Genomic DNA, 12,852 nt, shown 5'->3' with positions numbered 1-12,852 from the left:
TTCAGGCTATTGTTAGATTTATAAAACGGGTAGCAATACCCGTTTTTGTTTTTATTTCAGATAATCGAATTTTCGAGTAAAGGTCAACAATGACACTACCGCTATTATGTCCTGTGTGTGCTACGCCCATAAAACAACACCAAGCTTCGCAAGGGTTTTATTGTGACAATAAACACCATTTTGATAAGCATGCGCAAGGTTATTGGCCTTTATTAAGCAATAGTAAAACTAAGCCACAAGTGTTATCTCGCCAGCAAATGCGCGGTCGCCATTTCTTACTCGAGTCAGGGCTTTTCACTCCGCTTATTGAAACGTTGCAAACGCTATTATTGCAACGGGTTAATGTGGCGTCACAAGCGGATTTTCACTATCTCGATTATCAATGTGCAGACGGCTACTATTTACGCCAATTGGTGCCGACATTAGACAATGCACGGCAAGACTGCCAATTTTGGGGGATTACCGATGCTGAAAACGCTATTTTTGCCGCGGCGAAAGCACAAACCCCAGCAAAACTGATTTTAGCCGGACTTAAAAAGCTGCCTTTTGCGAGCCAATCTATTGATTTAATTACTGTGCTCGACTCACCGTTAAAAGGTAAGGAGTGCATTAGGGTGTTAAAAGATGATGGCCATATTGTGATACTGCAACCGGGCGTACGTCATTTGTGGCAAATTAAACAACAAGTGTATCCTGATCTTGTTGAAAAGCCGCTACAACTAAACTTACCTAATGATCTGGTGATTGAAGCGCAACAGCAAGTGAGCTTTACGCAAAAGGTGAGTGGTGAGCAAGCATTTACGCTATTAGATATGTCTGTTTTTGGCTGGCGCGCCAATGATGAATTAAAGCATCAGATTAAATCGACTAACATTGAAGCGTTGGAGTTTGATTGGCACATTATCGTTGTTAAAAAACGTTAACGTAAATGACGTCATCAGGTGATGGGAATGATGCTGTGTATATTGGGGTTAACCAAGCTATGTTGGCGGTTGACTAAGACCGGGTCATTAACTGCAACTGCGATGATGTGTTTGCTTGTTCGTGTTTGAATGTTTAAAAAGCACAAACAATTAAGGCTTGACGTTGAAGGCTACCTAAGTAGTTAATCAACAATCAAGCCCTAATAATCAACCTATTAATATAAGCTAATTTTTAATAGCAATTCTTACTTTTTGTAAGAAGAAGCCATGTTGTCTAAACGGTCGTTAGCACGTTTAGCTTCGGCTTGTGCGTCCATAGAAGCAGCTTTAGCGCCTTTAACATCAGCAGATAGCTTGCTTTGCTCAGACTTTAAAGAACCAACTTCTGCTGATAGTTGATCAACTTTGTTACCTAGGTTTGCTACGCTTTCTTCTAAAGCAGTAGTGTTAGCACAACCACCTAATAAAGCAGTCATCGCAACACCAGCAATCATCAGTACTTTTTTGTTCATGGGTAAATCCCTTAATATATAGGTTGTTAAATAGTGCAACGGCGTGTGCCTTTGCAACGGCGTAATTATGTCACAGTTTTTTTTATTTGCTATAGGCAAATATAAGATTATTTATCTAAAATAGCGAAATAAATGAAAATTGCAAGTCTACTGACTTAAAACTACTCTTTTTTATCGATTTTGTATAAATCTTAGTGATTTATTGCTTATTCACTGCTAAAAATTGCATTTTTTCGCTTTTTTACTATCGAAGCAATAACGATAGTTGTAACGTGAATGTTATTTTTTAATCAATTGTAATTTATACTCATTAACAAGTGCTATGCGTTTTAACTGTAATTGGTTTTTTATCGCAGCGCCTTGGTGTCCCTCAGCAATAATCGATTGCACATCAACTTGGTTTGCCAGTTGCAAGCAATGCTGTAAATACTCAGCCTGTGGATACTCTGCTTCTTCAAACCCAGTACGGCCTCTTATGTCGCCATGGCAGCATAATAATAAGTCTGTTAGCCGTTGTGGTTTTCGCCAAAAGTCAGCCTTGTCGAACAGTTTGATTATGGTCTTTGCTGTTAGTTCAAAGGCATTATGAATATTTTGGTGCTGATCGCTCACTAATAACGCTAAATCGCGGTACTCATTAGGTACTCGTATTCGTTGGCATAGCTTTTTAATTGCAGCTAATCCTTTTTGTCCATGGCCATAATGTTTTGGCCAATCTTGTTTGGGGGTTAATGCTTTGCCTAAGTCGTGGACTAACGCCGCAAAACGCACTGCTTTGTTTGGACTTAATTTACTGGTTTGTTCTAACACCATTAAGGTATGGATGCCGCTATCAATTTCTGGGTGCCATTTTTCAGGCTGTGGTACACCAAATAAAGCATCGATTTCAGGAAACAACACCTTTAACGCTTGGCACTGCCTTAACACTTCAAAAAACACTTGCGGGCTTTGGCTACCTAATGCTTTATCGCATTCTTGCCATACGCGCTCTGGGGTGAGGTGGTCAAGTTCTCCACTATTGCCAATATCGCTCATCAACTGTAATGTTTCTGCTGCGATACTAAAGCCTAAATGATGAAAACGAGCGGCAAAGCGTGCAACGCGTAATACGCGTAAAGGATCTTCAATAAACGCATCAGAAACATGACGCAGTACTTTAGCGTTAATATCGTTAACGCCATGATAAGGGTCGTGCAACTTACCTTGTTCATCTTGGGCTATGGCATTAATGGTTAAATCGCGGCGTAATAAGTCTTCTTCAAGAGTGACTTGTTGGTTAGCGTCACAACTAAATCCCTGGTAACCATTACCGGTTTTTCGTTCGGTTCTGGCCAGGGCATATTCTTGTTGTGTTTTGGGATGTAAGAAAACGGGGAAGTCTTTGCCTACTTGCTGATAACCAAGTGCTAGCATTTGTTCAACATTGCTGCCCACAACGACGTAATCTTTGTCGACCACAGGTTGATTAAGAAGGGAATCGCGCACGGCCCCGCCTACTAAATAAATCTTCATGGCGTACCACAACGTGTAATAATAAGTGTGATAAATATTACCAGAGTTAGATTTTTACGGCTAACTTTTGACAAGCTGTGATACAAGCATTAACGTGAGCCGTCAGTTTCAAATAAGGATTTTTGGTCGAATGTATAAAGCCTTCTATGGATTAAATGATAATCCGTTTTCAATTGCGCCTAACCCTCATTATATGTTCTTAAGTGACCGTCATCGTGAGGCGCTAGCCCATTTAACTTATGGTTTGGGTGAAACCGGTGGTTTTGTGTTATTGACGGGAGAAGTTGGAACGGGTAAAACCACTGTTTCACGCTGTTTATTGCAGCAAATCCCTGAGAATACTGATACCGCTTTTATTCTTAATCCCTCTTTAACCGAACTCGAGTTGTTAGCCACATTGTGTGATGAGCTAGAAATCAGTTATGGTGAAAATCCAACCCTAAAACAGCTTACAGATCTCATTAGCATGTATTTACTCAATAATCATAAAAATGGCCGCAATACGGTTTTGATTATTGATGAAGCACAGCATTTGCGTTCAGAAGTGTTAGAACAGCTGCGCCTATTAACGAACTTAGAAACCAACACTAAAAAGCTATTACAGGTTATTTTAATTGGTCAGCCTGAATTACAGCAATTATTGAAACGCCAAGACTTACGTCAGCTAGCTCAGCGGATCACGGCTCGATATCATTTGTTACCGTTAAATAAAGAAGAAATTGCACTGTACGTATTACATCGTTTGCAAGTCGCGGGCCGTCATGAACCTTTGTTTACTCGTAAAGCGATAGCGGCACTGCATAAGCATTCTGGCGGTATTCCTCGGTTAACTAACTTATTATGTGAGCGTGCATTAATGGCCGGTTATGGCCAGGGCAAAGTACCGATCGATCATAAAATGGTTAATCAAGCGGCGATTGAAGTATTGGGTGACATTGACGAATCGAATGAAAAGCGTTGGCCGTTTGTGGCCGCGGCTGCACTGGTACTGGCTTTTGGCTTATCATTTTATTTGTTTAATCGAACAGCGATTGACGAAAATCTCAGTGCCGCAACTGCATTACCCCAGGCTCAAGCACAGCAACCCGTAGATGAGCCCATGGCAACCTCTACTGTAGAGCAACCGCTTAGCCAAGTGCAGCCAACGCCTGCGACTAATGCAGAGCAACAAATTTTACGTCAGGCAATGCTACAAAGTAGCAGTATCGATAATGCTTTTGCTGGGCTGTTTGGTTTATGGGGTAAGCAACCCATTATAGGCTTGTCTGCATGCCAGGCTGCACAACAACAAAACCTAGCGTGTTACCAACAACAAGGTAATTGGTACAGTATTATGCGCCTCAATTATCCTGCTGTTGTGTATTTGCAGGATACACAAGCTAATGTGTTTTACGGTGTAATTGTTGAGCGTCAAGTTGATCAAATATTATTGCAGTTAGGTGAACAACAATTTTGGGTGAATAAAGATTGGTTTGATCGTCACTTTAGCGGCACGTTTGAAATTTTATGGCAACCTGACAGCATTTTACCTCGTGAAATTGGCCAAGCATCCAGTTTGTCCGAGGTGCAGTGGTTAGAAAATAGTTTAGCCATTGTAAGCCAGCGACGTGCACGTTTATTAACTCAATTTGACAAAGAATTAGAACAACAACTTATGCAGTTTCAGCGTCAACATGGTTTAAAACCAGATGGCATTGCCGGTAATCAAACCCTAATACAACTTAATTTATATTTGAGCCAACAAGGCCCTAGGTTAAGCGCTTCTGAGGAACGTCGTTAATGTCGATTTTATTGGATGCCGTTAATCGTAATAAACAACAGCAAGGCAATGTGGCCGACTTACTGTCGACACCCCCACAATATTCATCGCCACCCAAAAAATCTGGAATGGTGAAAAAGTACAGTTTACTGGCAACTGCTGTGCTTGTTGGTATTGGTGCAGCCTGGGGAATGAGTTTATTACTTGTACCTTCTGCAACGCAGTTAGCTGCGCCATTAAGTTCAGTTAAAAACTTACCTAAACCTGCAACGGTTAATCCGTCAGTATCTGTGGCTGAAAATCCAGTGACTTCCGTTGTCGTGGTTGCTAATAATATTCCTGACACGTTTGCCCCAGTCACCAATGATGTTCGCTTAGCGGGTAAAGTTGCGCTACCGATAGCCAAGCCGTTTAATCAAACGGCGATGTTTGCAACTGCAAGCAATAACCTTGATACAGGCTCTGCTGAGTTTGCGCAGACCAATATCGCTTCTGTTAACTCGCAGCAATATTCGCAGCAGCAATTAACGCCTGTACAAAATAATCCCAGCCAGCAAACGCAAACTTATACAGAATTATCGCAACAAGAACCGATAGTATTAGGGGCTAATGCGAACCGTCGTGGACTTGCTGAGCTTGAAGCGTTGCGTATGCAAGTGAACGCAGCGGCTCAAGAAGTTGATTTTGCGTCAGTGAAAGCACCGTCAGTTGAAGAGCGAAATAATTTATTGGCCGCATTTGAAACAGCACTTAAAGACGTCGAGTTTGAGGAATCAGTTAATCAACGGATGACAGAGGCTAAGCTTGACCCTATTCCGACACCGAGTAACCGCCAAATTCCTAGATATGGCGATTTACCTGCAAGTGTGCAATTACAGGTGCCAGAGTTTAATGTTAACGCACATGTTTACTCCACAGATCCAAAGAATCGGTGGTTAAATGTAGATGGTGCAGAGCTTCAGCAAGGTGACATGATTAAGAATAAACTGACGATCATTGAGATCCGACCAAGGGATATTATATTGGATATTAATGGCGAGCAATTTAGGGTGCCCGCCATCTAGTTTTATGATTACTAGTTAACCTCAACTCGGGATAATAAACGCCTTTCAAACAGTGCTTTGCTCTGCTAACTGCGTTGAATCGACTTACAATAGACTAGAAACAACAAAGGCGCGTAATGCGCCTTTGTTGTTTGTTAAGTATGACTCACGTCGCTCTAACCGTGGATATGGTTGGCTAAAAATAGCGTTAATACATAACCTAGGCTGTAGCATAACAACAACGCAGGTACATATTTTAAATAACTCACAAAGGTCAGCTCTTCTACTTTGCTCATGGCAATAATGCCTGACGCTGAACCGATAATTAATAATGAGCCACCCACACCTACAGCGTAAGTTAAGCCTAACCATTGCACTGTGGTTAACACTGGGTCTGCTTTTAATAGCGCAGCAGTGAGCGGTACGTTATCTAACAATGCAGAGCCAACACCAGTGAAGAAGTTGGAAATACTTGGGTTGTACATGCCGTACACGTCGGTCAATAAGTTAAGCGTACCAATTTCTTTAAGCATACCTACGAGTAATAAAATGCCTAAGAAGAATAATAAAGTGTCGAACTCAACTTGGCGAATATACTCTAATACTTGCAACTCTTCTGTTTTACTCTTACTGGTGCGGCCAACCAAGAACATGACCGACAAACCAAATAGGAACGTCAGCACTGGCGGTATGCCAAACAGTACGTTTAGAACCATGGTTAAAATAATAGTCGCAAAAAAGATGACTCCAATTACGATATCAACTGTGTTATAGCTTTGCGCAATTGGAGTTGTGCTGACGTGGCCTTCTGCTTTTAGTGAAAAGAGTACCGCTAACAAACCAACACTGATCCCAGCAGGAATAAACAATACCAGTAACTCTGAAATATGCACTTTACCGGCTAAGAAAATCATTAATGTGGTGACATCGCCGGTAATAAGCGCAACACCACCCGAGTTAACCGCAAAAATAATCAATACCGCCATACGGCGACGCATTTGATTGTCTAGATTAAAGGTCGTTAACAGGCCTAAAGATACTAAGGTTGCGGTGACGTTGTCACAAAATGTTGATAACACTAATGCGAACATGCCCACTTGCAGCATCAACATACGCACGGAGACTTGTTGTGGAAAGATTTTTTGCACTAAAACCTGGATCATTCCTTTAGCGTTTAAATAAGCAACAAAGGTCATGGTTGACATTAAAAATAACCATAATGTGGCAATTTCTAACAAGTTTTCATTCAATTCTTCACCAACCAGTTTGCTTTTTTCTGGACTACCAGAGGCAATAAACAAGGTAATCCAGGCGATACAGCCAAGGAATAAAGTGGTTTTTGCTTTGTTTATATGAGTAACTTCTTCGAGCACGATACTGAGCAGTGCGAGCACCGCGAGAGAGATAAGAAAGGTATGTAGCATGACTGCAATTCCAACTTTGTGTTGTAGGTAATTAGGTGCTATTGAGCGTTCAAGCTTGGTTCAAAGCCCTAACATCATTACCGAGAATTTTTGCTCACTTAACCCAACCTCATTTTAAGGTTAAATTAAGCTTTTTATTTTGCGCCGCGATCACATCACACTAATGGATATTTCGCAACAGAGATCACACTTATTTAAGCAAAAATAGACCAAAGTCGATCAGAGAAGATTAATACCAATTCCACTCACTATCTGGTCATTCAGCGGGAATTCTGTGCCTTATAGGCAAGTTATTGGATTGCAGGCATAGTTGCTCTCGGCAACTGCTCCTGCGTTGCTCTAGCTCCTGCATCCATGCAGTCGTACTCCCAAATGCTATTAAGCAGCATAGGAGGCACTGAAAACCGCCTGAGCGACTCTGATTGATCACATAATTAATCGAAATGGTATAAGCAGAGGAGAAGTTGGGGGACAAATAAAAAAGGATAACCACTAAGTTGATTATCCTTTTCTTGTTAATTCGGTGTACTTACTTCATTGCAGCAAAAACACGGTCAACAGCGGCTAAGGTGTAGTCAATTTCTTCGTCGCCATGAGCCATTGATAAAAATCCGGCTTCATATGCACTTGGTGCTAAATACACACCTTCATCTAACATTGCATGGTAGAAATGACGGAAATGTTCCATGTTGCACTTGGTCACTTGAGCAAATGAAGTCATTGGCGCTGTGTCTTCAGTAAAGAAGAAACCAAACATACCGCCCACACAAGTGATGCTTAATGGAATGCCGTGCTTGTCTGCCGCGGCTTTAAATCCTTCTGCTACACGCTTGGTTTTGGCTGCAAGCGCTTCGTATAAGCCAGGCTCACATAACGCATCCATTTGCGCTAAACCTGCGGTCATTGCAATTGGGTTACCCGACAATGTGCCTGCTTGATAAACGGGGCCTGTTGGCGCAATAAATTGCATCACTTCTTTACGGCCACCAAATGCACCCACTGGCATACCGCCACCAATCACTTTACCTAAAGTGGTTAAGTCAGGTGTTACGCCATAGTGACCTTGTGCACCGCTCATTGATACGCGGAAACCGGTCATGACTTCATCGATAATCAATAACGCACCGAATTCATCACAAATAGCACGTAATCCTTGTAAAAAACCTTCTACTGGAGGAATACAGTTCATGTTACCCGCAACAGGTTCAAGGATGATACAAGCAATATCGTCTGGGTGCTGTTCAAAAATGGCACGCACAGAATCAAGATCATTGTAGGTTGCCGTTAGAGTGTGTTTTGCGAAATCTTCTGGAATCCCCGGTGAGCTTGGCTGACCAAGGGTTAATGCACCAGAACCTGCTTTGACTAATAAGCAGTCTGCATGGCCGTGGTAGCAGCCTTCAAACTTTAAAATGTTGTCGCGGTTAGTGAAGCCACGTGCTAAACGGATGGCACTCATGGTGGCTTCAGTACCTGAACTCACCATACGAACCTGTTCCATTGACGGCACCATTGAAATCACTTTTTCAGCCATTTTGACTTCAAGTTCTGTCGGTGCACCAAAAGACAACCCATTTTCAACGGCTGCTAACACGGCTTGACGAATTTTAGGGTGGTTATGGCCTAAAATCATCGGTCCCCATGAACCAACATAGTCGATATATTTTTTACCGTCTGCATCGAAAATATAGGCGCCATCGGCTTTTTCGATAAATAACGGTGAACCACCAACACCATTAAAGGCACGAACAGGTGAGTTTACGCCACCAGGAATGGTTTGTTTAGCCTGTTCAAATAAGACTTCGGAGCGGGTCATGTCTAATCCTTAATTTTGTATGCCAATTATCTATCGGCTTTACGTGAATACCAGTTTACTGGGCACTCATACTTTTCGAGTTGATTTTCAACCCCAAGTGTTAATGCAAAAAGTGCCATACGGATAAGTAAGCCGTTATCGGCTTGTCTAAAAATAGCCAAACTTGGATGGCTGTTTAAATCATTGTCGAGCTCGTTTGCTTGGGCGCGCGAGTCTCGTGGTAACGGGTGCATGATCACGGTATTTGATTTGCAATGTTGCGTATAAATATTGTGATTTAAGCGAAACTTGCCGCGATACTTGTTGGCTTCTTCTTGTGACGGAAAACGCTCTTCTTGAATGCGGGTTAGGTACAATATATCTGCTTGATGCAAATTACCTTCAAGTTGTTCGGTTATTGTGATCTTATGCCCAGCATTTTCAATGTCGGCGATCACATAGTCAGGCATTGCTAGTTCACTGGGTGAAATCAATGTGAACTTAATGTCTTTATGCATGCAAAGTAAGCGCGATAAAGAATGCACTGTGCGGCCATATTTTAAATCACCTACCATCGCGATGTGCATACCATCGATGCCCATACCTGCGTGGCTGAGTTCTTTCTTGATGGTAAATAAATCAAGTAATGCTTGAGTAGGGTGTTCATTTGGGCCGTCGCCACCATTAATCACAGGTACACGGCTTCCTTCTGAAAACTCTTTGACTGAGTAAGCATCTGGGTGACGCATGGCGATAACGTCTGAATAGGTTGATAGCACTCGTGCAGTGTCGTATAAAGATTCACCTTTGGATAATGACGACGAAGCCATTCCTGTTGTCTCTCGTACATGACCACCAAGCAAGTTAAAAGCACAGCCAAAGCTGACGCGAGTACGGGTACTGGGTTCAAAAAACAGATTGCCTAAAATCGCGCCATCTAACACATTGGTGCGTTTTTCACGCAATGCATAGGGCGTCATTTTGTTGGCAACATTAAAAATAGTGTTAATTGAATCCAGATCTAACTGGTTTACGGAAAGGATATGTGAACCTTCGAACTGCATCATCAGCCTAATTTCCAAAGTGTAGGGTAAAATATTCACCAGAACAGCATGCTATTTCACCGATATTTTTATAGGGTATTTTGTGGTTTTTTTACGATATGGCTGAGGCAAAATTGTAGCAGAAAATAAACAGCAGATAAATATGTCCTACAAGATTCACTTGCTTTGAAATAGAACAACCTAGCGAGATTGAGGTGTAGAATATCTCGCTGAAAATGAGCACAGCTTTTAGCCACTAACGATTAAATTTGTCCAGAACGGATCTCTTGCAACAAGTTTGACCAACTGATGACCCCAACCACTTTTTGGTTGTTAGGATTATTAGGGCTGAAGCGATAAATATATACCTCACCTGAACGCTTAGCGGCTAGCGCTTCATAGGCTTCATTGAGCGTAGCGCTGTCAGGCAACCCTGGCATTGGGTGGCGCGACAAGGTGGTCGAGTCTTCAAACGATTGCATCTCGAGGCGTAACATTTCTATTTGACCTTCGCTATTTCGTACCAAAACGGGTCGTCCCTCGGCGCGTTTTAATACTTCAAGCAGCAGTTCATCGTCATCGTTAACAATCACAAAACGTCGGTCCATTAACACTCTAACGCCTTTATTTTGTAAGCCTTGGTTTAATGGGGCAACTTTATAGCCTAATCCCATAATATCTAATTGTTTTAAGAAGATAGAGTTGGTGTTAAAGCCCTGGTATGCAATCAGATAGGCCGGAATGGTCACAAACATCGCCGGTAAAATAATCGATGCATCATTGGTTAACTCCAGCAGTGCAACCAATGCAGCTAGCGGTGCACTCAAACAAACTCCCATCATGGCTGTCATGCCGATAACGGTATACAAGCCTACATACGGGGCAATAGAGGGAAACAGTAAACTGCTGATGATGGCTAAAATAGCGCCTACTAGGGCTCCAATTCCGTATAGAGGGCCAATGATCCCACCCGGTATACCAAACCCAATGGCGGCAACTGTCGCCACCATTTTTGCGAGTAACAGACCGATTAAAAACAGCAAGCTTGGGTGGTCGCTAATGGCTTCGTGAATCGCAAAGTCACCTGAACCTAAAGCTTGCGGCATCACTAGGCCAATCGAGGTGGTAACCACTGCGGCAATCAATAAGCGGTAAATTAACGGCCAATTTTGTCCTTTAGCGGTGACATTTAACAGAGAAAAATTAAACAATGCGGCCACACAACCCAATACCACGCCGCCGATAAGTAAAATGGGGTAATGGTCGAGTGGAATACGGATCACATTAATCAGTTCATATTCGTGAATGTTACCAAACGCCAACTGGCTCGACACAGCGCCACAAATGGCCGACAACATAATGGGGAAGAAATAATGGATTTTATATTCGCGCACTATCACTTCAAACACGAAGAGCACCGCTGCCAGTGGTGCATTAAAGATGGCGGCAATTCCTGCGGCAATTCCGCTGGCACACATAATACGCACGCTGTTATCTGGTAGGCTGAATTTTTCAGCCATCACGCTGGCGCTAACGGCCCCTAGATGAATCGCCGGGCCTTCTTTTCCGACTGAAAAGTTCGTCATTAAGGCGATTAATGCTTGTGAGAATTGCCCCGGAGCCGACTGCAGAGGCACTTTACCGTAATGGAGTTTAAATCGGTGTAGCACGTAGGCGATACCCATACGGCGATAGCGTTTCGAACCGATTAACGATAATAGCCAAATCAGTGCCGCACCTATTAAAGGCAGATAACTTCGCCAGTCTGACAATGTAGAACTAATGGTATTCGTGTCAGAAAGCAGATATTGTTCGGCCCATAATAAAATCAGTCGAAATAAAATAATCACCAATGAGGCAATAATTGCAAACAGCAGCGCTAGCGCACAAAGTTGCACACTAATTTTGGCTTGAGATAACTTATCTCTAAATTCGTTATGCAGATATTTGCGCGCAGCTCTTTTGGCGTGAATAATAGCGACTTTATTTATCTTAAATTGCACTGTTTGGCTCTAGGCTCATTGGCATTTGTATTTTTAAAGGGTTGTTACCTAATGTTAAATTATCACCGTTGGTTAGACAGACTGCAAGTGTTACAGCATAAAAACCGGACGTCGAGCAAATACTTAATTAGCTTAATGTTAGCGTCTTTTTTATTAGGTGCGTTAAGTTATAATTTATGGTTATCATTTGCGCCAGAAACCACTTCAAATAGTGCCAGTGGTAAACGAAAATTATTGCAACAACTGGATGAGCAAGCGCAGGTGTTGGCCAGCCGTAATTTGGCATTAAGTATCGCTGAAAATGCCAATAAAGAAATGCAAGACATGTTTAGCCGCCAACTTACAGACCAAAAAGCATTGGAAAAAGAGTTGGCATTTTATCGCAGTGTTATGGTGACCGATGCCGACGTTGAAGGAGTGGCGATTAATGCTGTTGAATTATCACAAGGCATTACCGCTGAGCAGTTTACATTGCGAATAGTGTTAACCCAGTTACAAAAACGCAAAGCAAAAGTAAAAGCGCAAGCTGAAGTAATGTTAATTGGGATAGAAAATGATCAAACTAAAGAGTTGTCCTTAGATAAATTACTTAATAAAAAGTTAGACTTTGAATTTAATTATTTTCAAATCATGGACAGTGATTTTGCTCTGCCTGACGGCTTTAACTTGCAACGAATCGCCGTGAAAGTGAAGGTGAAAGCGAGTCGTGGCGTTAAGGGTGGTGAGATTGAGCAAGTGTATAATGTACCTGAGCTATTGATGGGTGAAAAAGAACTGCGGGTAATACTTGAACAAAATAGTCAGGTAAAGGATAATTCTCAGTAGAAACCGAAGTAAG

10 protein-coding genes are annotated in these 12,852 nt (G+C 42.2%); 4 read left to right on the top strand and 6 right to left on the bottom strand.

Translation table 11 applies throughout. The features are described from left to right. The first annotated feature begins 89 nt into the window (after positions 1 to 89). Complete coding sequence (locus PQR79_RS10265) at positions 90 to 923, top strand: putative RNA methyltransferase (RefSeq protein WP_238102583.1); 834 nt, start codon at positions 90 to 92, stop codon at positions 921 to 923. A 245-nt stretch (positions 924 to 1,168) separates the two neighbouring features. Here the strand turns inward: PQR79_RS10265 and PQR79_RS10260 are convergent, their stop codons facing one another. Next, entirely contained in the window at positions 1,169 to 1,435 is a 267-nt protein-coding gene (locus tag PQR79_RS10260) for an Lpp/OprI family alanine-zipper lipoprotein (protein WP_124017059.1), read from the bottom strand. 279 nt (positions 1,436 to 1,714) lie between these two features. Next, positions 1,715 to 2,947: a multifunctional CCA addition/repair protein gene (locus PQR79_RS10255; protein WP_238102584.1), complete on the bottom strand. Its 1,233-nt coding sequence runs from the start codon at positions 2,945 to 2,947 to the stop codon at positions 1,715 to 1,717. A 130-nt stretch (positions 2,948 to 3,077) separates the two neighbouring features. Here PQR79_RS10255 and PQR79_RS10250 point away from each other — a divergent pair, with 130 nt between their 5' ends. Continuing rightward, a complete protein-coding gene (locus tag PQR79_RS10250) occupies positions 3,078 to 4,727 on the top strand; it encodes an ExeA family protein (RefSeq protein ID WP_238102585.1) in 1,650 nt (549 codons plus the stop codon). Continuing rightward, a complete protein-coding gene (locus PQR79_RS10245; RefSeq protein ID WP_238102586.1) occupies positions 4,727 to 5,770 on the top strand; it encodes a general secretion pathway protein GspB in 1,044 nt (347 codons plus the stop codon). Before PQR79_RS10250 ends, PQR79_RS10245 begins: the two co-directional genes overlap by 1 nt. 155 nt (positions 5,771 to 5,925) lie before the next feature. Here PQR79_RS10245 and nhaD read toward each other — a convergent pair whose 3' ends face one another. The 4 genes from nhaD to PQR79_RS10225 all read right to left on the bottom strand — a co-directional run bounded on the left by nhaD (position 5,926) and on the right by PQR79_RS10225 (position 12,014). Continuing rightward, on the bottom strand, positions 5,926 to 7,173 hold the full coding sequence (gene nhaD / locus PQR79_RS10240; protein ID WP_238102587.1) for a sodium:proton antiporter NhaD: 1,248 nt from the start codon (positions 7,171 to 7,173) through the stop codon (positions 5,926 to 5,928). A 529-nt stretch (positions 7,174 to 7,702) separates the two neighbouring features. Further along, the gene (gene hemL / locus PQR79_RS10235; protein ID WP_238102588.1) at positions 7,703 to 8,989 is read right to left on the bottom strand and encodes a glutamate-1-semialdehyde 2,1-aminomutase; all 1,287 of its coding nucleotides are present in this window, start codon (positions 8,987 to 8,989) and stop codon (positions 7,703 to 7,705) included. 26 nt (positions 8,990 to 9,015) lie between these two features. After that, positions 9,016 to 10,035, bottom strand: a complete 1,020-nt coding sequence (locus tag PQR79_RS10230) for an aspartate carbamoyltransferase (protein ID WP_238102589.1) — start codon at positions 10,033 to 10,035, stop codon at positions 9,016 to 9,018. 239 nt (positions 10,036 to 10,274) lie between these two features. Next, positions 10,275 to 12,014, bottom strand: a complete 1,740-nt coding sequence (locus tag PQR79_RS10225; RefSeq protein WP_238102590.1) for a chloride channel protein — start codon at positions 12,012 to 12,014, stop codon at positions 10,275 to 10,277. A gap of 51 nt (positions 12,015 to 12,065) precedes the next feature. Between PQR79_RS10225 and PQR79_RS10220 the strand changes: the two genes are divergently transcribed. Beyond that, entirely contained in the window at positions 12,066 to 12,839 is a 774-nt protein-coding gene (locus PQR79_RS10220) for a DUF6776 family protein (RefSeq protein ID WP_238102591.1), read from the top strand. The last annotated feature ends 13 nt before the right edge of the window (positions 12,840 to 12,852 follow it).

The sequence above is a fragment of the Shewanella metallivivens genome, from assembly GCF_028750675.1.
In the GTDB taxonomy this organism is placed as follows: domain Bacteria; phylum Pseudomonadota; class Gammaproteobacteria; order Enterobacterales; family Shewanellaceae; genus Shewanella; species Shewanella metallivivens.
The sequence above is the reverse complement of the archived record's forward strand: the minus strand, read 5'-3'. Positions and strand labels throughout refer to the sequence as shown.

What these genes read in the sequence shown, in the direction of transcription:
- PQR79_RS10265 (WP_238102583.1), top strand. Translation starts at nt 90, where the DNA reads ATGACACTACCGCTATTATGTCCTGTGTGTGCTACGCCCATAAAACAA.
- PQR79_RS10260 (WP_124017059.1), bottom strand. Translation starts at nt 1,435, where the DNA reads ATGAACAAAAAAGTACTGATGATTGCTGGTGTTGCGATGACTGCTTTA.
- PQR79_RS10255 (WP_238102584.1), bottom strand. Translation starts at nt 2,947, where the DNA reads ATGAAGATTTATTTAGTAGGCGGGGCCGTGCGCGATTCCCTTCTTAAT.
- PQR79_RS10250 (WP_238102585.1), top strand. Translation starts at nt 3,078, where the DNA reads ATGTATAAAGCCTTCTATGGATTAAATGATAATCCGTTTTCAATTGCG.
- PQR79_RS10245 (WP_238102586.1), top strand. Translation starts at nt 4,727, where the DNA reads ATGTCGATTTTATTGGATGCCGTTAATCGTAATAAACAACAGCAAGGC.
- nhaD (WP_238102587.1), bottom strand. Translation starts at nt 7,173, where the DNA reads ATGCTACATACCTTTCTTATCTCTCTCGCGGTGCTCGCACTGCTCAGT.
- hemL (WP_238102588.1), bottom strand. Translation starts at nt 8,989, where the DNA reads ATGACCCGCTCCGAAGTCTTATTTGAACAGGCTAAACAAACCATTCCT.
- PQR79_RS10230 (WP_238102589.1), bottom strand. Translation starts at nt 10,035, where the DNA reads ATGATGCAGTTCGAAGGTTCACATATCCTTTCCGTAAACCAGTTAGAT.
- PQR79_RS10220 (WP_238102591.1), top strand. Translation starts at nt 12,066, where the DNA reads ATGTTAAATTATCACCGTTGGTTAGACAGACTGCAAGTGTTACAGCAT.